Genomic DNA, 20,436 nt, shown 5'->3' with positions numbered 1-20,436 from the left:
AGTGGTGGGGCCATCACGACGCGCCTTCGACCGGGGCGCGGTCAGGGGAGATGACGATGCACGCACAGGAATGGGACCAGGAACACGACCACGAGCGTGATCACGGGCACGGCCAGGAGCAGGTGCACGACGGCGCCCCGCACGAGTCGAGGGCGGCCGGGGGCCGGGAGGCGGCGGACACTCCGCACCTCTACCGTGCGGCGGCCGCCGGGCGGGCCGATGTGGTCGGGGCCGGCGGCATGAGCGTGCTCCAACGGGCGGTCGGCAACAGCGCCGTGGGATCGATGCTCCAGAGGCAGGAGGAGGACGAACGCTCCCCCGTGCACAACGTGATCTCGTCCGGCGGCGGGCAGCCCCTGGACACCGATACCCGCACCGACCTGGAGGGGCGGATGGGCGCGGACTTCTCCGAGGTGCGCATCCACACCGACTCCGCCGCGCACGAGTCGGCGAAGGGCGTGGGCGCCCACGCGTACACGGTCGGCAACAACGTGGTCTTCCAGCGTGACGCGTACGATCCGTCCTTGCCGCAGGGCCGCACCACGCTCGCCCATGAGCTCACCCATGTGGTCCAGCAGCGCAACGGCCCGGTGGAGGGTACGGAGGCGCCGGGCGGTATCCGGGTGAGCGACCCGTCCGACCGCTTCGAGCGGGAGGCCGTCGCGAACGCCGACCGGGTGCTGTCGGACCCGGCTCCGGCGTCGGGTTCGGCGTCGGATTCGGCTCAGGCGGCTGCGACCGGTGCGGTCGGGCATGACGCGTCCCCCACCACGTCCACCGCTGTGCAGCGGGCGGCGACGGAGGACGAGGACGAGCAACCCGCCGATGTGCAGGGCTCCTTCGTCCAACGGGCGCAGGAAGGGGCCGAGGAGGAGGAAGAGGCACCGCCCGCCTGACCGGAGTCAGCCCGCGGTGTCCGTCCGCATCGTGCCGCCGAGGAACAGCGACTCCGCACACCGCGAAGGCGTCGGCGCGTTCACCGGCTTGCCCACCTTCCGGCAGTCGACGGTCATCGTGACCTTGCCACCGGCGGTCACCAGGATCGGCGTGACGAAGTGGTAGTCGGAGTCGCGGAAGTTCTCCAGCGCGAGCCGGAGCACGGGCGCGTCCCGCCCGGAGGAGACCACGAGCGTGCCCGCGTCGCCCTGCGGGTTCTGGACCACGATGTCGGTCAGCTGGAAAGTGTGCCCGGTGGGCACCTGCAGGGCCGTCGAGGTGTTCGACCCACCGCCCACCGAGTCCCTGACCTGCACCTGCGCACTGGTCGGGGCGGCGGCCGCCGAGCCGTCGGACGCGCCGTCGGATGCGCCGGGGTTCGGCGAGGCACTCGGCTTCGGTGAGGTGCCGTTCGCACCGGAGGAGTCGCCGCCGCCCGAATCCGCCCCGGCCGTGGGGCCGGGGCTCGGGGCGTTGCTCTTGTCGGCCGCGGCGGCGGACCGTACCGCTTCCGGTGTGATCGCCTCCCGGGCCGCCGACTTCACGGCCGGTCGCAGCAGCGCGTACCAGAGCCCGACCAGCGCGATCAGCAGCACAGCCGCGGTGATGAGGGCCCGGGGAAGCCAGCGCGGCAGGATCGGCTCCTGCTGGTACGAACCGTCCAGGACCACCGGCGCGACCGGGTCCTGACCCTCCGCCACATCCGGAGTGGCGACGACCTGGAAGGGATGCGTGACCGGCGTACCGCGCCACACGCGCTTCGCCGGCCGGATCCGCAGCTTTCCGAACTCCGCCCGGCCGGGCGCGATCTGCAGCGTGTCCGCCGCGAACGTGACCCGGGCCCGCTCCGTACCCGACTGGGCCCCCAGCCGTACGGTCGCGGGGGTGTTTCCCCGGTTGTCGACGGCGAGTTGGTGCCGGCCGCGCCACGCACCGTGCGAGCTGCGCGGTACCAGCTCGGCGGTCGTCTCGGTGAACGGGAGTACGGTCACCCGCCCTTCGGGCACCACCGTGTCGCCCTGCTCGCTGGTGGGCACCACCCGGATCCCGAAGGGCGTCTCCCCCGCGAGTACGGTCGAGTCGCGGGGCGGATGCAGGACGAGAGAAACGGCCTGGGTGTCGCCCGGATACAGCGACAGGCTCGCCGGCTCCACCGTCGACCAGGCGGCACAGGCACCGACCACCTCGAAGCGGTATTCCTCGACGGTGTTGCCGGAGTTGAGGATCCGCAGGGGGAGGGCCGTCTCCTCGCCCGGTGCGGCAGTGACGGACGAATCGTCGAGGCTTGCCGTGAGACTCATAGGGCGCACCGTAGGGTCGGCGCCGAACGACGACATCGGCCGTGAAGGAACACTTCCGGGCAGACTCTGTGCCCGGATCGGCTTTTCTGTTTCCCTGTAGGTATACGCGGGAATCGTTTGACCGCCTCAAGACGAATGAGGCACACAAGAACAGCCGTGATGGTTGTGTTCAGTGTGAGGCCATCGGCTGTTTCCCAGGGGGAGCATTGCCATGGAGCGCACCACTGTCGCATTACGGGCGCAGGATCCGATCTCGCAGGCGGGCGTGGCCAGTCAGTTACGAGCCCGGCCGGAGGTCAGCGTGACGGACTGGGGGGAGGGCGACTCCTCACCCCAGATCGTGGTCGTCGTCGTGGACGCGGTCGATGACGAGGTGCTGACATTGCTGCGCCACATCCAGCGCACCAGCACCTCACGCACCGTCCTCGTCACCACGGACATCGACGAGCAGAAGCTGGTGAGCGCCGCGGAGTGCGGTGTCGCCGGTGTGGTCAGGCGTTCCGAGTCGACCCCGGAGCATCTGGTCCAGGTCATAAGGACGGTGGCGCGGGGCGAAGGCCATCTCCCGTCCGACCTGCTGGGCAGGCTGCTGGAGGAGGTCGGACGCCTCCAGGGACAGGTGCTCGGTCCCCGCGGACTGCACTTCACCGGTCTCGCGGCACGCGAGGTGGATGTGCTGCGCCTGGTCGCGGAGGGGTACGACACCGCCGACATCGCGACGAAGCTGGCCTATTCCGAGCGCACGATCAAGAACGTGCTGCATTCGGTGATGACCCGGCTGCAACTGCGGAACCGGTCGCATGCGGTGGCGTACGCGATGCGGCAAGGGCTGATCTGAGCGGTCCGGTACCGCGTCCGTACCGGCATCGATAGGGACGTATGCGGCAGTTCCGGTCGTCCCGGCGGCCCCGACAGCGCAGACGGTTCTGGCAGCCCTCTCACTCCCCTCAGCTGCCCGAAAGGGCAGTGGGGGCTTCCCGAGGGTGTGACTTCCGTACCGCTGCGGGTCTGCCGTGTGTACGGGACCGTGGCCCGGTACACCGATCGGCCGAGGGTGGGGGAGGACTTCCGTGCGCTGGTTCCAGCCGCTTCAGCGGGTGCCGCGGTCGCGGACAGGTCCGGTCGCCGGGCCCCGGTCGTCCGCCTCGCACAGGACCCTCGCGGTGCTCCGTGTGCCGGCGCTGGCCCTTCTCCTCGTGGCCACCGGTGTAGCCCCCGGCTCGGCCGTGACCGCCGGGGTGCAGGCGGTGGCGGTGCCCGAGCCCTGGGTCACCCCTGCCGAGTTCACCGACGCGGTCGACCCCGGTGGCTCCACGGGTGTGGCCAAGCAGGTGCGTACGCCCGCGATTCCGCCGAGGCCCGATGTGGTGCTGCTGGTAGACGGAACGAAGAGCATGAAGGACCCGATCACGAGCGTGCGGGACAACCTGACCGAGATCACCGACGCGATCCGGGCCGAGCAGGCGGACTCCCGGTTCGCCGTGGCCACCTTCGGGGACCAGGAAGGCGATGTGAACGCCGGATTCCAGGTGCTGACCGAGCTCACGACCGACGACACCAAGATCAGAGAGGGTGTCGGCGGCCTCGACACCGGGCTGGGGGGCGAGAGCCGCGGTCCGTCCGAGGACTGGATCAACGGGCTGTGGCAGATCGCCAACGGCGCAGGCGGGAAGACCGTGTTCCGTGAAGGGGCCAGCCCCGTCATCGTGGTGGTCAGTGACGCGTCCAGCCACTCGCCCAGCAACGGCCACTCCATCGACGACACGATCTTCGCCCTTCAGGACAAGAACGTCCGGGTGATCGGTGTGGACGTGGAGAGCAAGGTCGGCGACGGGATGAACGGCAACGGTGACGCACACAACCCCGACAACCCCGACTACGTCGAGGACCCGCCCACCACACCCGGTCAGGCGACGCGCATCGTGGGCGCCACCAACGGTCGACTGCTGGAAGGCATCGACGGGAAACAGGTGGCGGACGCGATCATCGAGGGCTTCCACAACCTGCCCACCAACGTCGGCTACCGCCTCGACAACTGCGACCCTCACCTGTCCGTCAGCCTCGACCCGCCCACCCGGCAGCTCACCAGCGGGGACACCGCGCACTTCGCGGAGAACATCGACGTCTCCGCGGACGCGCCCCAGGGCACCCGACTGACCTGCACCGTGCAGTTCCTGATGGGCACCCAGGCGCCCGGCACAGAAACCATCGGGCCGGCCGCCGCAGCCGATCCGGACTTCCAGGAGCAGATCAACATCGATGTGAACGACATCGACGCACCCGTCGTCACCGTGGACGATCTGACCGTCCGGGCCAAGGGCAAGAAGGGCGCGCGCGTGACGTACGACGCCACCGCCCAGGACGCCACCGACGGCACGCTCCCGGTGACCTGCACCCCGCCCTCCGGCTCACTCTTCCCGGTCGGCAGCACCACGGTGACCTGCTCGGCGACCGACTCGGCGGGCAATACGGGGACGGACACGGCACAGATCGAGGTCCTGGAGGCCCCCGTCCCGCCCTCTGCGGATGTGGCGATGAAGGTCGACGTCAGCCCGGACCGTACGTACACCGGCCGCCCGGCCCGTGCCCGCTTCACCATCACCAACGCGGGTCCGGACGCAGCGACGGGCGTGGTCATCGGTTCCACCTGGCCGAAACCGTCCAAGGCGAAGGACCGCAGGCTGCCCGCGCTGACCCGCTGCACGGCGGCCGAACCGTGCACCATCCGGGCCGGTGGCCGCATCGAGGTGACCCAGACGGCGACGTACCGGGCCGCGGTCACCGGAGACGTACGGGCCACGGTGCGCGGCACCTTGTCCGACCGCCGGAAAGCCAACAACCAGGACACCGACCGGCTGCGCGTCCTGAAGCCCTCGCTGACCGTCACGCCGCAGGTTGCCAAGCCGGGCCAAGTGGTGCTGGCACGCGGCAAGGACTATCCGCCGGGGCAGACCGTACGTTTCACGTGGAACAACGGGATCACTGCGGAGATGTCCGGTGTGGTCGTGGGCCGCGACGGCACCTTCGAGGTCCAGGTCCCGGTTCTGCGCAAGGACAAACTCGGCCCCCGGAAGCTCCGGGTGGACACCCGCGACATCGACCGGTTGCAGAAACCGGTCCTGGTGGTCCAGCGGAATCTCCAGCCACCGGACTTCGCGGGCCGCGCATGAGCGCCGGCGACCGTACGGGAGTGATCGGGTGATCCACGAGGTCGACGATGTACTGCGGGCCCTGATCAGGGCGGAGGTGCTCGAAGGCGGCCAGATCGCGGTGGTCTTCGACGCCCCGACCCGGGAGTGGGCGGCGAAGGTCAACGCCCCCATGGTCAACCTCTACCTCTACGACATCCGCGAGGACATGCGGAGGCGCGAGCGAGGTCTGCACAACGAGTACGACGAGCGCGGCACGATCACCGCGCGCCGCCGCCCGCCCCGCTTCTTCAAGCTGTCGTACCTGATCACGGCATGGACGAAGCGCCCGGAGGACGAGCATCGGCTGCTCTCGTCGCTGCTCGGCTGTCTGCTGCGCTACGAGGCGCTGCCTCCGGATCGGCTGACGGGCACCCTGGCCGAGATCGGGGCGGCCGTACCGATGTCGATCGCGCTGCCACCGCCGGAGGACCGTTCGTTCGCCGACGTGTGGAGCGCGCTGGGCGGCGAGTTGAAGCCCTCGCTGGACCTGGTGATCAGCGTTCCGGTGACGGCGTCGCCGAGCTATGTGGTCGGCCCGCCGGTGGGGGACGAGGGCTTGCAGGCCCGCTTCGGGGACGTACCGGAGGAGGCCGAGCCGTTGTCGGAACCGATGCCGGGGCGCGGCGGACTTCCGGTGTACGGAGGCCGTCCGGGCCGCCCCGGCCGGCTGGGCGGTCCGGGAAGTCCGGGCGGGGGCGCCCCCCGTACCTCTGACACGGAACGGCGGCGCGGTCTGTCCCTCCGTATCACCGAGAGCCGCAAGGCCGCTGCGGCGGACGTCATGCGGGGCGGCGCGGCAGACCACGCCGAGGACAACACGGAGGACGGCGCCGAATGACCACCGCGGGCGACCCGAACCTGCGCCATCTCCTCGCCCGTGCGGTAGCGGTGGAGCAGCGCATCCGACGAGCGGTCGAGGCCCGGCAGCTCACCGACCCGGACCCGGACGACGCCTTCCGCGGCCTCTACCTCACGGACGAGAACATCGCCCGTCTGCTGGACGCGGAGGAGGCCCGCGCCTTCCCGTCCCCCGTTCCGGACTACGACGAGACGCCGACGGAGACGCCGCCCAGGGCGTCGCCGGGGGCGCCGGCCGAGACGCCGACCGAAGTGCCCCGGCTCACCGCCCTGCCCGAAGCGTCCCGACTCACATCCCTGGCTGGTGAGTTCGGCCTCACCGCCCTCGACGTCGAGATCCTCCTCATCACGCTCGTACCGGATCTCGACGACCGCTTCGAGGCGTTCTACGGCTACCTGAACGACGACGTCACCCGCCGCCGCCCGTCCATCGGTCTGGCCCTGGGCCTCTGCGGCCTGTCCCCCGCCGACCAGGTGGCGCGCGGCCGGCTGTCGGCCCTTGCACCGCTCCGCGAGGGCCGTCTCCTCCTGGTCGAGGACCTGGACCGCCCGTTCCTGAGCCGTGCGCTCCGCGTCCCCGACCGGGTCACCGCGCACCTCCTGGGCGATGACACCCCTGACCCGCGTCTGGCCGATCTCCTCGCCCCCTGGCACGCCGTACCGGGCGTCGGCGACCCGGCCCCGCTGGCTGCGGCCCTCGCCCGGGGCGCCTCGCTCGCCTACCTCCGCGAGGACCAGGGCGGCGCGGGCACGGCCCTCGCGGCCTCCGCGCTGACGCTCGCGGGCCACCAGGTCCTGGGCCTGGATCTGGCGCGACTGGCCGAGGACCCGTCCCCCGCCGAGGCGGTCCGCTCCCTGGTCCGCGAGGCCAGACTGACCGGCGCCGGCCTGGTCTGTGCCCCGCTCGACGCGGTCTGCCGCGAACACCCGGAGCTCCTCCGGCTCCTCACCGGCACCCCGGTCCCCACGATCCTGGTGGGCCGGGCCCCCTGGGACGCGGCCTGGTCCGCCGCCCCGCCGCTCCTCCTGCACGCCCCCCGCGTGGAACCCTCGACCCGGGCCGCCCTCTGGACCGACGCGTACGACGCCCCCGTCCCCGAAACCATCGACGTGGACCGCCTGCTCTCGCCGTTCCTCCTCACCCCGGAACAGATCACCCGCGCCGCCCGGGGCGCCGCCCAGACCACCCACCTGGACGGCGGCACCCTCACCCCCGACCACGTACGCCAGGGCGCCCGCGCCCAGAACGCGGCAGGCCTCGACCGCCTGGCCCGCCGCATCGAACCCACCGTCACCTGGAACGACCTGGTCCTCCCCCCGGACACCCACGCCCAGCTCCGCGAACTGACCGCCCGCGCGCGCCATCGCGACCGCGTTCTGGGGGAGTGGGGCATGCGCCCCGGCGGCGGCAGGGGCCGGGGCGTGTCGGCCCTGTTCGCGGGTGATTCCGGCACCGGGAAGACGATGTCCGCGGAGGTCATAGCCGCGGACCTGGGCCTGGACCTCTACACGGTCGATCTGGCGACGGTGATCGACAAGTACGTGGGCGAGACGGAGAAGAACCTGGAACGGATCTTCTCCGAAGCGGCGGGCGTGAACGGAGTCCTCCTCTTCGACGAGGCGGACGCGATCTTCGGCAAACGCTCGGACGTGAAGGACGCCCACGACCGCTACGCGAACGTCGAGAGCGCGTACCTGCTCCAGCGTATGGAGTCCTTCGACGGCCTGGCCATCCTCGCCACCAACCTCCGGGCCAACCTGGACGACGCCTTCACCCGCCGCCTGGACCTGGTCATCGACTTCCCGGTCCCGGACCCCGAACAGCGCCTCCTGCTGTGGGAACGCTGCCTGGGCCCCGTACTCCCCCGGGGCAAGGACCTGGACCTCGCCTTCTGCGCGGAGAACTTCGAGCTGGCGGGCGGCAACATCCGCTCGGTCGCGGTGACAGCCGCGTACCTGGCGGCGGACACGGGCGAGCCGGTGACGATGCCGACGCTGATCCACGCGATCCAGCGCGAGTACCAGAAGCTGGGCCGGCTGACGCTGGCGTCGGAGTTCGGGCCGTATCTGGGACTGCTGGCGTAACGCCGCCGGCCTGACACCGGGCGCCCGTGCGTGGGCCCTTGCGCGGGCCGGTGGTTGCCGCCACCGTGGGCGGAGTCGGGCCGGTGACCGACCGGTCCGCTCCGTACGGTGACGGGAGTCAGCGTGACCTCATTGCCCCTGCCCCATGAACTGCACGGCGACGGTCCGCACAAGGTGATCGCGGTGCACGGCTGGCTCGCAGACCGCTCCGCGTACGCCCCTGTGCTGCCGGACCTCGACCTCGGTTCGTTCCAGTACGCGGTGGTGGACCTGCGGGGATACGGCGAGGCCCGGGACGCGAGCGGTACCTACACGACGGCCGAGGGCGCCGCGGACGTGCTCGCGCTGGCCGACCGGCTCGGCTGGGAGAGGTTCTCGCTGATCGGCCACTCGATGGGCGGCTCCGTCGCTCAGCGGACGCTGGCCATCGCACCGCAACGAGTGCGCAGAATCGTCGGGGTGTCCCCGGTCCCCGCGTCCGGCCTGCCCCTCCCGCCCGACCAGTGGGAACTCTTCTCCGCGGCGGCGCACACCCCTCAGAACCGTCGAACCATCCTCGACATCACCACCGGAGGCCGACGCCCCGCGAGCTGGCTGGACCGCATGGTGCGCCGCTCGCTCGAACGCAGCGACGCCAAGGCGTTCCGGGCCTGGCTGGATTCCTGGGCGGGCGAGGACTTCCACGACCGGATCGACGGTTCGCCCGTGCCGGCCCTGGCCGTGGTGGGCGCGCTGGACCCGGCGCTGTCGGCCGAGTTGCAGCGCGCCACGTGGATGCGCTGGTTTCGGCGGGCCGAACTGGTGGAGCTGCCGTCGTGCGGCCACTACGCGATGGACGAGGCCCCGCTCGACCTGATCCGCGTGGTGGAGGACTTCCTGCGAGCCGACGCGGAGGACGGCGGGGCGAAGGCGTGAACGGGCCCGTACCGGACGTGTTCGACCCCAGGCAGTACGCGCAGGGCATCCCCCACGACCGCTACCGCCACCTGCGCGATCACCACCCCGTGGCGTGGCAGGAGGAGCCGGAGGTGCTCGGCTGGCCGACGGGCCCCGGCTTCTGGGCGGTCACCCGGCACCGGGACGCCGTCCGCGTGCTGAAGGACTCCTCGACGTACTCCTCGTACCTGGGCGCCACCCAGATCCGCGACCCGGACCCCGCGGACCTGCCGTTCATCCGCCGCATGATGCTCAACCAGGACCCGCCGCACCACCGGCGACTGCGCGTACTTGTCAGCCGTGCGTTCACCCCCAAGCGCGTGGATCGTTTCGCCGCGGTCGTACGCGAACGAGCCCGCTCCCTGCTCACCCGGGCGGTCACCGAGGCGCGGGCCACCGACGGCACCTGCGACCTCGTCGCCCGCGTCACCGACGACTACGCCCTGCTCAACCTCACCGACCTGCTGGGCGTACCGGACAGCGACCGGGGCCTCCTCCTGCACTGGACCCAACGCGTCATCGGCTACCAGGACCCCGACGAGGCCGGAACATCGGTACGCGGCCCGGACGGCAAGCCGGTCAACCCGAGGTCCCCGGCGTCACTGCGCGACATGTTCGACTACGCGCACGCACTGGCGGCGCACAAGCGGCAGCACCCGGGCGACGACGTGATGACGGTCCTGGCCACGGACCCCGAACTGACCGAGCCCGAACTGGAGATGTTCTTCTTCCTGCTGGTGGTGGCAGGAAACGACACGGTACGCAGCGCAGCCCCAGGCGGCCTGCACCTCCTGGCGGAAAATCCCGAGGCCTACCGCCGCCTGCGCGACGGAGAGGTACGGATCGCCACGGCCATCGATGAACTGCTCCGCCGCCACCCACCGGTCCTGACCTTCCGCCGCACCGCCACTCAGGACACGGAACTGGCGGGCACACGGATCCGCGCCGGTGACAAGGTGGTGGTCTTCCACGCCTCGGCCAACCACGACGAACGCGTCTTCCCCGCCCCGTTCACCCTGGACCTCTCGCGTAGCCCCAACCCCCACATCTCCTTCGGCGACGGCCCCCACGTCTGCCTGGGCGCCCACTTCGCCCGCCTGCAACTGCGGACCCTGTACCAGGAGACGTGCCGTGCTTTGTCACCCGGCCCGCTCCAACTCGCGGCCCCGCCACGCCGCCTGGTGTCGAACTTCATCAATGGGTTGAAGTCATTGCCGGTGCAGGTCGCCGACGCGTGAACCTGATCTGTTAGGTCGAGGTCGGACAGCCGGCAAGGTGGCAGCTGCAAGCGCAATGCAGATACTCGACCGGCGCCTCGCCGGGCCTGACGCGAATGACCTGCTCGCCGTGGCACAGCCGGTGCCCTTCGGGCCAGTCACTGCCCGCAGTTCTGCACTCCGGGGATCTGTAAGAGGCGTGAGGGCCCAACCGGGGCGCGGTACTCATGGTCTACCTGCGCTGGAGTCCCGCGATGGCGCGTCAGTGTGACGTTCGTCTGTATGAGAGGTGGTGAACGGCGCACAGTCGGGATGGGCGTGGGCGTCGGGCCGTGCCCCGCTCATCGAGAAGCCGTCGCCGATCAACTGGGCCTCACCCGCGATGAATGCCTGGCAGTGGCAACAGATCTTCATGACGCCGCGCACGTCCGACAGGTGGTGCAGCAGCGGGGGAACCAGACAGTGGTGCTGTTGTGGATGTGCCGACCCCTCGGGCCGAGGTCCACTGCGGTGCGCGGGGTCAGGGTGACGTCGCACCACACGCAGTGCGCGCCGCGTTGCTGGGCCTGCGAAAGATCGTCGGGATCAGGAAGCATCCCAAAGTCACTCGTGTTGCCGTCAGTCGTGTAAGTGTCCACGCACTGGAGATCCCAAGCGTGGGAGTCTGACGGGAGACGACAACCTATGACACGGAGTTGATCATGCACGCCGTGGCGATCACGGGCACTCGGTCCACAGAGCATCGCCCACGAGACGAGTACGTGGCTCTCTTCGCCACCTACCTTGGGGCGTTCGCCCACAGCGCCTTCTACATCGGCGGCGCAAAGGGCATCGATTCATGGGCGTTGTTGTGGTTGGCGGAGAGCACGTGCGCGGACATCACGATCGTCGTTCCGGGCACAGTTGCCCAGCAGCCCCAAGAGGCTCGGCAGGCCGTCGCCCATACCCGCAACCGCATCAAGGAGGTCGTTGAACTCGGGGCGCCCGAGCTGTGCGCCGACGCGTATCACGCGCGGAACCGGTGGATGGTTGATCGCTCCGCGCTGACGATCGGGTTCCCTCACCGCTCGGAATCATCTTTGGGTACGTGGCAAACCATCAACTACACAGCAGATCGGGGGAAACCGCGGCTGATCGTGCCCGTGTAGCGCCGGACTGCGCCACGATGACGGGATGGACAGCTCAAGTGCAGGAGCGGCGGCGCTGAAGAGGCTGAGGACTCGACGCGGCCTGTCTCTGGCTGACATGGCGCGTGCTTTGACACAGGTTGCTCAGGACCTGGGCATGCCCAGACTGCCGCAGGTTGCGAGTGTCCAGCGTTCGATCGCGCGCTGGGAGTCGAAAGCGGTGACGATGCCGGACGATCGCTACCAACTGCTGCTTGCCCATCTGTACGCGACCACGCCTGGCGGAAGCCGCTCGCTCGGAGCGGGGTCGGACTTCGCGGAGTACCTCGATGCATTGGGAGAAATCGGGGAGAGCGAACATCGAATTGCGGAGTTGCGGAGCACGCTGGTCCGGGCGGTGACGGATGACGGCGGCGGCCCGTTCGCGCTGCTGGCGCCCCAAGTAGGTGCCGGATTGGCCCAGGCCCTCGCGGATCCGTCGCTCTTGGATGCGGAGACCGTCTCAGGGCTCGCCTCCGTTGTTGCGGATGTCAACGCGCAGGTAGGGAGCCTTCCCTTCGTACGCCTGCAACTGATGCTTGCTCCGGCGTTGGAAGCCTGCCGGCGGCTGATGGCCGGACGGCCACCGGAGCCGGTGCGTGAGCGTTTATGGGGTACGCGGGTGGAGGCGGCGATGCTGGCAGGCCGCCTTGCATTCGAGACGCGCGACGACGCTGCCAGTCGAGCTCTGTACGAGGAGGCGACCAGGGAAGCCGCCCGCCTGGGACAGTCCTGGCGACAGGCCAGGGTGCACCTCAGCCATGCGCTCACCGTCCTCTACGCGATGCCCGACACAGCGCACGCGGCTCGGCTCGTCGAAAAGGCGGTGCGAGCTGCTGGGGGTGGCGAGAGCCCTCTTCTTCGCGCGCGTGCGCATGCGCTGCAGGCGGAGGTCGCTGCCCGGTCGGGGCAGGGCCGGCAATCCGGTGCTGCGCTTGGCCTGGCCTGGTACGACATCGAGAGGAAGTCCACCAATGAGCCCCTCCCCGGTGTGTTCTCTGCGGAGTACTTGCGCGGTTTCGAGGGCGTGTGTGAGCTGTACGTGGGTGATCCGGCCGTTGCACACGACCAGTTCGCGGCCGCTGCCGCGGCATTGAGGGCCCCGCGACAGAAGGTTCAGCGGATCATCATCGCCACGGATCAGGCGTTGGCGAGAATTCAGCTCGGCGAACCGCGTGGAGCAGCCGACCTACTGCACGAGTGCGTGATGGCGGCGGCTTCGACGGGCGGAAGAGTGCCGCTGATCCGGTTACGGAGGGCCCGCCAGGAGCTTCAACCATGGCGTCGGGAGAACTTCGTCGCAGAGTTGGACGACCATCTCATGGATGCACTTGGGCGATAGTTGCGAGCAGTGTCGCCTTTGTTGAGAGGCAGATCACAGCAGAGATCTCCCGTGGATCACGCAGGCGATCTGGTCAGAGCTCAGCAATGGGTAGTCGATCTCTATTTACATCAAAGGATTCATCGGGCTTCCTGGGCTTCGCATTCACTTTCCGCCTGCTTCAGGATGTGAATTGCGAACTCCTGCTCATCGGAAGTTTTTCCCAGTGATTTACGATGCCAGATACCTACTCTTCTTTCCGGGTGCGAGAACCTCAGTTCCGCTGCGAGGTATGCCCGCAAGCCGTAGGTGAATGGTTCACCCTTCATCGGGAGTCTTTCGAGGACTCTGGCAAGGGTGCAATTATATTGCTGCACGACGATGTGTGGCTCTCCGCTGGGCAGTACTACTTCCTCTAGGTCAATGTCGCGGAATTCGACATCCCGCAAGATTGACTGAGAGAAGTCCACGTTTCGCATAATGTTCTCCGGAACGCTTCGGCCCGTGATGGAACTGCTCCAGAAGATGACATTACGCAAGAGGCCTGCGAATTTGCAGTCCGTAAAATTTGACCCTCGAAAATTGACTGAATTTAATTTGGCGTTCGTGAAGGTCGTGCGGTTAAACTCTGCATCCGTGCAGTTGGATCCGATCAGGATTGCTCGCGAGAAGTCAACGGAGTCATATGTGGTGTATTTTTCGTCCAAGGGTAGGCTTAACTGTGCGCCCCGTAGGCTAGATTTGACAAATGAGCAATTCTTGAAAATTACCCCTCGGCATTCCAATCCATCCATTTTGGCGTTGTCGAAGTTGCAATTTACTACGTTCGCTCCTGACAGCTGAAGTCCGGGGATCGTGGACCCAGTGAAGTCTATGTCAGTAAAAGATACTCCTTGTGCGGCCGCGATTGTGACGTCCGGCGCGTAATCCTCCATCCCTCGGAAATGGAGCCCTCGCAGATCGAGGCGTCCGTTGAAACGGCCAGGGGCCATATGGTTTATGTCTCCCCCCTCCTTTATTGCCTCAAGGATTTCATCGGCTTTCCGTGATCCTTCGGCAGAGGACCAGTATTCTCTATTCATTTACTACCCCTATCTGTTCCGGGAAAAGTTTCGCATACTCATTGTATTTCATCGGAGTATATATTAGAGCCAGGGCCTCTGAGCCAAAGGTTGGCGAATAGTTGTTAAGGTGCCCTTGCCAAGCATTTTCCGTTGTCACATCTCCCCACCAATTCTTGTTCTTTTCGTAGAAGTCTGGAATTTTTGTGCCTTTAGGCAGGCCGCGTGGGGAAATTACGACGCCCTGTGATGTCAGTGAGGAATTGGCGCGCGCCAAAGTTTTGAAGTTCTCATCGATGACAGTACCCTGATGCATGTAGAAGCGCACGTACCAGGGTGCACCTTCGTTGGCAACGTCTGAACCCGCACCTTCTTCGGCGCGATGTCTCTCTACGTCTGATATTTGCTTTGGGCTCAAGCCTGTGGCCCTGAAATCTGCATCTGCCGCAGCTAGTTGTTGACGTAATGTGCTTTCTATCTCAGGTGTCCATAGAGCATCGGCGCCTATGTCTATCTGGCCATGCTTTTTCGCGTAGTCTTCGATGGCTTCCTTGACCGACTCGAATGCTTTTTTCACTTTTTCATTTGTCCCATCCTTGTTCATTTTGTTGTATAGCTTGATTGCTTTGGTATTTCGGGTGATTATGCCCTGAAGTGATTTGTATTCGTCATTCCTCCCTGAGCCTGACTGCTTAATTTGCGCGCATCGCGCCCGGCATTTATCTACTACTCGACGGGGCAGTGCGCTGGCCATAGTCAAGCCATCGTCGGCTAGCTTTAAGGTGTGCCCATGACCTTCCATTTGGAATGTTGTGTTAATCTCTGAAGGATTCTTCGATTTCTTGTTTGGGTCTGATTCGCTCCCATCTCCTTTCTTTTTATCTTTTGTGGGCTTGAGTTTTTTCCAGAGATTTCTACCGGCCTTTACGATGAAGTTGACGATTTTGTCGATGGCGCGGTTGACGGGTTTGGCGACGGCGTGGAAGACGGATTTGACTTTGTTGGCGAGGGAGCCGATACCGAGGAGGGAGGCGAGGAAGCCGATCAGCAGGGGGACGCTGGCCGCCAGTGCGGCTTCGACCATCTTGGGGACGCCTGCTGATCCGCCGTTGGCGATGGCGATGACCGCGTCCAGGACCGCGTTGACGAACTCCACGATCTGGGCGCCCTGGTTCACGATGAACGTGACGATGTCGATGATTCCCTTGACCGCGCGGACGAAGGCGGAGGCGGGGTTGAGGAGGGAGATGATCCAGGTGATGCCGGCGATGATGACGGTGGGGATCAGGTAGCTGGTCAGTTTTTCGAGGATGGTGGCTTTGAGGTCGCCGGCCTCGGCGGTGATTTCTTTGACGGCGCCTGCGGGGCCTTCGCGGGCGAGGGTCTGGGCGACGGGGACGGACTGTTCGACGGCGCTCATGGCCTGGTCGGGGAGGCCCTTGCGGGTGATGCGGGCCCGGATGTTGGCCCAGGTCAGGCCGAGGAGGGAGGTGATGAGCTGGATGATGCCCTTGAGGTCGAACTTCTGGGGGAGTTCGAGGCCGGCCTTGACGGCGGTGCCGAGGAGCCAGGAGACGACGCCCTTCTTCAAGTGGTCGGCGATGTTGGTGATGAAGAGGTTGAGGCCCGCGCCGACGGCTCGTACCAGGTTGCCGAGGAAGCCGATCGGGTCCTTGATGATCTTCATGATGGCGGAGGCGGCCTTGGCGAGGATGCCGAGGAGGAGGTTCTTGAGTTCGTTGATCGTCTTGATCGCGCCGACGATCGCGTCCTTCGCTTTGTCGATCAGGCCCTTGTTGGCTTCCTGGAGCTTCTTGATCTCCTCGTCGACCTTGTTGAGGGCGGCGGTGTATTTCGTGGCGAGGTCCTGGACGAGTTGTTCGGACTTCTCGTTGACGGTGGCTTCGAGGTCGTCGAACTTTCCTGCGAAGTCCTTGGCCGCGTCCTCGCCGAACTGGCGCAGGTCGGCGGGGAGTTTGTCGACCTCGGCCTTCAGCTCGGTGCGGCCCTTGGCGATGCGGGCCTTGGCCTTGCCGAGTTCGGCGCCGATGATGTCGGCGACGGAGGAGATGACGGTCTGCATCTGGGCGACGTAGAGCTTGCGGGCCTCCTGGAAGAGGTCGTTGGCCTCTTTCGGCATGCCCATCAGCTTGTCCTTGGCCCACTTCGCGGGGCCGAACATCCCTGAGTAGCGTTTGTCCTTGTACTTCTTCATGCGGCGCTTGTGGTCGGCGGTGAATGCGTCCCGGGCCGCTTTCTCTCCTTGGGTGAACGCGGTGTCGACCTTTTTGTCCAGGTCGGAGAGGGTTCCCTCGACATCCTTCTTCGTGCCGTCGTAGACCTTCTGGAGCTTCGCGGTGACCTCGGCGCGCTTCTTCTCGTCCTTCGACTTGGTGTCGCCCTTCCCGCCGTCGACCTGCTTGCCCGCCGCGGTGCGGGTCGCGGTCAGGGCGTTCATGGCCTGGGCACCGGAGGCCGCTGCGCCTGCTTTGGCCGTGGACAGTTGCTGGGCCTCGGCTGATCTGCCCTTGGCGGGGGCCTTCGCCGAGTCCGTCTCGGCGGTATTCTTCGCGGACAAGGCCTGGTCGAACTCGGGTTCGTTGCCCTTGGCGAGCTGGTCCTCGGTGACCTCGGCGTCCGCCATCGCCTGATCGTTCTCGGCGGGCCCATGGGAGAAGTCCGTGACTGCGGCCGGCTGCTTCTCAGGGGTCGCATCCGCCGCCGACGGGGCACCTGGGTTGGCCGGGGGCTGGTCGGGGGTGAGGGGGGTTACCTGTTTTTCCTTGGCTGCCGCCGTGTCGGGCGGGGCCTTCGTCGCCGTATCGATGTCCTTGGCGGAGGACTCCTTGCCGTCCGAGACCTTGCCGTCGACCTCGTCCTTGATCTTGTCGGCCTTGCCGGACTTGGAGAACTTGTCGGCGTCGTCGAGGTTCTTCGGGGCCTGCGCGTCGATGGCCTTGTTCACCGCGTCGATGAACGCCTGTTTGTTGAACTCGCCCGGCTTCGCGGCGTTCATCTTCTCCGCGTTCGCCGCCTTGCCCTGCGCCTCTTTGTCGTCCGGGGGTGCGACGGCTGCGTCCTGTGCTGATTTGGACTCGGTGGCTGCGGGGGCGTGTGCGGCCAGGCGGAGTTTCTTGGCTGCTACGTCGGTCTTCACCTTGCGGAAGCCGGGGGCCTGAGAGGGGGAGGGCTTTACCGGGGCGGTGTAGCGCTGGGCGACCAGGCGGGAGACGGCGGCGTTGCCTGCCGCGCGTTGCAGGCGTTGCAGGCTGCGGCGGTCGGGAGCGGGGCGGTCGCCGGGCGGGCGGTGAGGTGGGGGTGCTTGCGAACGTGACACTTCGGGCGTGAGTGTCACGTTCTCGCGAGGGGGGGTACCCCCACGGCCGGACACGCCGGACCCGGAGGCGGGGTCCTTCTCCGGAACCGCCTTCATCCGCCCTCCCGGCCCACCACTTCCCCGGACAGTCGGCACTCGACGCACATGGCCCTGCCGCCGTCCCAGGGTGCGGGGGCGGTGCATCGCGTACGCAGCGCGTGGGGACGGGTCCGGGGGCAGCGCGCGCTGACACGTACAGCGCGGGAACGTTGCCTGATCGGGCAGCGGCCGGTGCACGGCAGGGCGGCCGTGCGTCCGTTCCCGATGATCGCCGCTGTCACGAGAATTGCGGGCGTTCCCCGGCCAAGGAGAGACTCATATGCCGTCGTACCTGTCCCCGGGCGTCTACGTCGAAGAGATCGAGTCCGGATCCCGGCCGATCGAAGGGGTGGGCACCTCGGTCGCCGCCTTCGTCGGCTTCGCGCAGAAGGGCCCGTTCGACGAGCCGACGCTGATCACGAACTGGAGCCAGTTCGCCGGCACCTTCGGTGACTTCGTCGACGGTACGTATCTCGCCTCCGCCGTCTACGGGTTCTTCTCCAACGGCGGCGGTGTCTGTTACGTGGTGCGCATCGGTGACGGCACCGAGCCCCCGGCCGAGGACGAGAGCAACGGGGCCGCCGGGCAGCTGCCTGCCGGATCGGAGACGCAGCTCGGGCCGTACGCGGTGAAGCCCCGCCCCGGTGTGGCCGGTGAGCTCACCGTCGAAGTGACCGAGGTGGAGGGAGACGATCCGCCCTCCGATGTCTTCCAGCTGATCGTGAAGCGGGACGGGCAGGTCGCGGAGACGTACCCGAGTGTGACGACCAAGCGCAGCAAGGAGAACGTCGCCACCCGGGTCAACGCCAAGTCGGAGCTCATCGAGATACGGGAGTCCGGGCGGGGCGCCGCTCCCGCCAAACCCGAGCCGCAGGCCGTGACCCTGGCCCCCGCAGCGCCCGCGTCACCGGGAGCCGGGGCACTGACACCCGAGGTGTACGTCGGCGACGCCGACCGCCGGACCGGGCTCGGCGGGCTCGAAGCCGTCGAAGAGGTCACCACGATCGCCGTGCCGGACCTGATGAGCGCGTACGAACGCGGGCTGCTGGACCTGGAGTCGGTCGTCGCCGTGCAGCAGGGGCTGATCACCCACTGCGAGCTGATGGGCGACCGCGTCGCCATTCTCGACCCGCCGCCCGGACTCAGCCCGCAGCAGATCCGGGCCTGGCGCACCGGCGGCGCCAACTTCGACTCCAAGTACGCCACGCTCTACTACCCCTGGATCCGCGTTGCCGATCCCTCGTCGGGGCGCGCGCAGCTGGTCCCGCCGAGCGGCCACATCGCCGGGGTCTGGGCCCGCAACGACGAGTCGCGCGGTGTGCACAAGGCCCCCGCCAACGAGGTCGTACGAGGGGCGGTCGCCCTGCAGACCCAGCTGACCAAGGGCGAACACGACCTGCTCAACCCGATCGGGCTGAACTGCATCCGGTCCTTCCCCGGACGCGGCATCCGGGTCTGGGGCGCGCGCACGCTGGCCTCGGACCCGGCCTGGCGCTACCTGAACGTCCGGCGCCTCTTCAACTACCTGGAGGAGTCGATCCTCGCCGGGACGCAGTGGGTCGTCTTCGAGCCGAACGACGACGCCCTGTGGGCCCGTATCCGGCGCACGGTCTCGGCGTTCCTGGTCAACGAGTGGCGCAAGGGAGCGCTGTTCGGGCTCACGCCGGAAGAGGCGTTCTACGTCAAGTGCGACCGTGAGACCAACCCGCCGGAGAGCATCGACGCAGGTCAGGTCATCTGCGAGATCGGGGTGGCACCGGTCAGGCCGGCCGAGTTCGTCGTCTTCCGTCTTTCCCAGCTGACCGGGGGCACCGGCGGCGTCGACGAATAACGCCGCCGGCGCCGGGCCGAGCAGCGCGGCCGTCCTGAGGTCCCCCAAGCGGTATAAGCGGTAAAGGAGCCTGTTGTGCCACTTCCCGATCTCGACAGCACCGTCGGGGCCTCCTTCGGCCTCGAATTCGACAGCGTCGTCATCAAGCAGATCACCGAGGTCAGCGGTCTGAAGATGGAACAGGACGTCATCGAGCTGAAGCAGAACACCGCCGACGGCCGCTACGCCATCAAGAAGCTCCCGGGCCGGCCGAAGGCCGGTGAGGTGACGGTGACCCGGGGCCTCACCGAGGACAACAGCTTCGAACGGTGGATCAAGGACTCCCGGTTCGGCCGGATGACCGCTGCCCGCCGCAACGGTGCGGTCATCGTGTACGACCACGAGGGCATCGCCATCAAGCGCTACAAACTCATCAACGCCTGGCCGAAGTCGCTGGAGATCGGCACCCTCAAGGCCGGTGACACCTCGGTCCTGACGGAGAAGCTCGCGATCACTTACGAGAGCATGGAACTCGACTGATGCGGCGTACGGCTCCGGCGGAGGCCCCTGAGCGGCCGGACGCGCACCTCCCGGCCGGCGGGAGCGAGCGGTCCGGCCAACGGGAGCCGCTCCGTACCGAGTTCACCTTCGAGCTGCCGCGCGGGTACGTCGACGACGCGGGTGTCGTGCACCATACGGGCGTCATGCGGCTCGCGACCGCGCGCGACGAACTCGTGCCGCTGCGGGACGACCGGGTGCGGGAGAACTCCGCGTACCTCTCGGTCGTGCTCATCGCCCGGGTCGTCACCCGGATCGGCACGATCGACGACATCCACCCCGGCATCATCGAGGACCTCTTCGCCTCCGATCTGGCCTTTCTCCAGGACTTCTACCGGCGGATCAACGCCGAGGGACACACCCGCGCCGCCGTCACCTGTCCGGCCTGCCAGGAGGAGTTCGCGGTGAATCTCGCCGGTGGCCGCCTGGGGGAATCGTGACGTACGCGGCCGACCTGCTCTACGAGGAGGTCGCGTACCTCGCCTATCACTTCCACTGGCCGCTCGATGAGCTGCTGGACCTGGAGCACCCGGAACGACTGAGGTTCGTCGCACAGATCGCTCGCCTCAACGGGCAGTAGC

16 protein-coding genes are annotated in these 20,436 nt (G+C 67.4%); 13 read left to right on the top strand and 3 right to left on the bottom strand.

The genetic code is table 11. The features are described from left to right. Window positions 1-50 precede the first annotated feature (50 nt). Window positions 51-896, top strand: a complete 846-nt coding sequence (locus tag ACFVV1_RS04035) for a DUF4157 domain-containing protein (protein WP_389984128.1) — start codon at window positions 51-53, stop codon at window positions 894-896. Between the two features lie 6 nt (window positions 897-902). On the opposite strand, the gene ACFVV1_RS04030 is transcribed toward ACFVV1_RS04035, so the two are convergent. Continuing rightward, a complete protein-coding gene (locus ACFVV1_RS04030; RefSeq protein ID WP_389984125.1) occupies window positions 903-2,237 on the bottom strand; it encodes a hypothetical protein in 1,335 nt (444 codons plus the stop codon). A 211-nt stretch (window positions 2,238-2,448) separates the two neighbouring features. Between ACFVV1_RS04030 and ACFVV1_RS04025 the strand changes: the two genes are divergently transcribed. The 8 genes from ACFVV1_RS04025 (at window position 2,449) to ACFVV1_RS03990 (ending at window position 13,032) form a co-directional block, all read left to right on the top strand. Then, window positions 2,449-3,075: a response regulator transcription factor gene (locus ACFVV1_RS04025; RefSeq protein WP_389984122.1), complete on the top strand. Its 627-nt coding sequence runs from the start codon at window positions 2,449-2,451 to the stop codon at window positions 3,073-3,075. Window positions 3,076-3,400: 325 nt separating this feature from the next. Next, the gene (locus tag ACFVV1_RS04020) at window positions 3,401-5,407 is read left to right on the top strand and encodes an HYR domain-containing protein (protein ID WP_389984120.1); all 2,007 of its coding nucleotides are present in this window, start codon (window positions 3,401-3,403) and stop codon (window positions 5,405-5,407) included. Between the two features lie 28 nt (window positions 5,408-5,435). Further along, window positions 5,436-6,266, top strand: a complete 831-nt coding sequence (locus tag ACFVV1_RS04015) for a DUF4255 domain-containing protein (protein ID WP_389984117.1) — start codon at window positions 5,436-5,438, stop codon at window positions 6,264-6,266. Continuing rightward, window positions 6,263-8,371 carry an AAA family ATPase gene (locus tag ACFVV1_RS04010; RefSeq protein WP_389984114.1) on the top strand — a complete coding sequence of 703 codons (2,109 nt, stop codon included), beginning with the start codon at window positions 6,263-6,265 and terminating at the stop codon, window positions 8,369-8,371. Before ACFVV1_RS04015 ends, ACFVV1_RS04010 begins: the two co-directional genes overlap by 4 nt. A 123-nt stretch (window positions 8,372-8,494) precedes the next feature. Next, complete coding sequence (locus tag ACFVV1_RS04005; protein WP_389984111.1) at window positions 8,495-9,286, top strand: alpha/beta fold hydrolase; 792 nt, start codon at window positions 8,495-8,497, stop codon at window positions 9,284-9,286. After that, complete coding sequence (locus ACFVV1_RS04000; RefSeq protein ID WP_389984108.1) at window positions 9,283-10,545, top strand: cytochrome P450; 1,263 nt, start codon at window positions 9,283-9,285, stop codon at window positions 10,543-10,545. Before ACFVV1_RS04005 ends, ACFVV1_RS04000 begins: the two co-directional genes overlap by 4 nt. A gap of 740 nt (window positions 10,546-11,285) precedes the next feature. Then, window positions 11,286-11,672, top strand: a complete 387-nt coding sequence (locus ACFVV1_RS03995) for a hypothetical protein (RefSeq protein WP_389984105.1) — start codon at window positions 11,286-11,288, stop codon at window positions 11,670-11,672. A gap of 25 nt (window positions 11,673-11,697) precedes the next feature. After that, entirely contained in the window at window positions 11,698-13,032 is a 1,335-nt protein-coding gene (locus tag ACFVV1_RS03990; RefSeq protein WP_389984103.1) for a hypothetical protein, read from the top strand. Window positions 13,033-13,151: 119 nt separating this feature from the next. On the opposite strand, the gene ACFVV1_RS03985 is transcribed toward ACFVV1_RS03990, so the two are convergent. Then, a complete protein-coding gene (locus tag ACFVV1_RS03985; protein WP_389984100.1) occupies window positions 13,152-14,093 on the bottom strand; it encodes a pentapeptide repeat-containing protein in 942 nt (313 codons plus the stop codon). After that, entirely contained in the window at window positions 14,086-17,427 is a 3,342-nt protein-coding gene (locus tag ACFVV1_RS03980; protein WP_389984097.1) for a hypothetical protein, read from the bottom strand. Before ACFVV1_RS03980 ends, ACFVV1_RS03985 begins: the two co-directional genes overlap by 8 nt. A 340-nt stretch (window positions 17,428-17,767) precedes the next feature. Here ACFVV1_RS03980 and ACFVV1_RS03975 point away from each other — a divergent pair, with 340 nt between their 5' ends. The 4 genes from ACFVV1_RS03975 (at window position 17,768) to ACFVV1_RS03960 (ending at window position 20,435) form a co-directional block, all read left to right on the top strand. After that, entirely contained in the window at window positions 17,768-19,318 is a 1,551-nt protein-coding gene (locus tag ACFVV1_RS03975; RefSeq protein ID WP_389984094.1) for a phage tail sheath family protein, read from the top strand. Between the two features lie 75 nt (window positions 19,319-19,393). Beyond that, window positions 19,394-19,837, top strand: a complete 444-nt coding sequence (locus tag ACFVV1_RS03970) for a phage tail protein (RefSeq protein ID WP_072488539.1) — start codon at window positions 19,394-19,396, stop codon at window positions 19,835-19,837. Beyond that, entirely contained in the window at window positions 19,837-20,295 is a 459-nt protein-coding gene (locus ACFVV1_RS03965) for a hypothetical protein (protein ID WP_389984091.1), read from the top strand. The genes ACFVV1_RS03970 and ACFVV1_RS03965 overlap by 1 nt, the downstream gene beginning before the upstream one ends. After that, a complete protein-coding gene (locus ACFVV1_RS03960) occupies window positions 20,292-20,435 on the top strand; it encodes a DUF6760 family protein (RefSeq protein WP_093896703.1) in 144 nt (47 codons plus the stop codon). The genes ACFVV1_RS03965 and ACFVV1_RS03960 overlap by 4 nt, the downstream gene beginning before the upstream one ends. Window position 20,436: the final 1 nt, after the last annotated feature.

This window comes from Streptomyces sp. NPDC058092 (assembly GCF_042884935.1).
Taxonomy (GTDB): Bacteria; Actinomycetota; Actinomycetes; order Streptomycetales; family Streptomycetaceae; genus Streptomyces.
Note: the sequence above shows the minus strand (reverse complement) of the source record. Positions and strands in the feature narration are given on the sequence as shown.

What these genes read in the sequence shown, in the direction of transcription:
- ACFVV1_RS03990 (WP_389984103.1), top strand. Translation starts at nt 11,698, where the DNA reads ATGGACAGCTCAAGTGCAGGAGCGGCGGCGCTGAAGAGGCTGAGGACT.
- ACFVV1_RS04010 (WP_389984114.1), top strand. Translation starts at nt 6,263, where the DNA reads ATGACCACCGCGGGCGACCCGAACCTGCGCCATCTCCTCGCCCGTGCG.
- ACFVV1_RS03965 (WP_389984091.1), top strand. Translation starts at nt 19,837, where the DNA reads ATGCGGCGTACGGCTCCGGCGGAGGCCCCTGAGCGGCCGGACGCGCAC.
- ACFVV1_RS03985 (WP_389984100.1), bottom strand. Translation starts at nt 14,093, where the DNA reads ATGAATAGAGAATACTGGTCCTCTGCCGAAGGATCACGGAAAGCCGAT.
- ACFVV1_RS03975 (WP_389984094.1), top strand. Translation starts at nt 17,768, where the DNA reads ATGCCGTCGTACCTGTCCCCGGGCGTCTACGTCGAAGAGATCGAGTCC.
- ACFVV1_RS04035 (WP_389984128.1), top strand. Translation starts at nt 51, where the DNA reads ATGACGATGCACGCACAGGAATGGGACCAGGAACACGACCACGAGCGT.
- ACFVV1_RS04030 (WP_389984125.1), bottom strand. Translation starts at nt 2,237, where the DNA reads ATGAGTCTCACGGCAAGCCTCGACGATTCGTCCGTCACTGCCGCACCG.
- ACFVV1_RS04025 (WP_389984122.1), top strand. Translation starts at nt 2,449, where the DNA reads ATGGAGCGCACCACTGTCGCATTACGGGCGCAGGATCCGATCTCGCAG.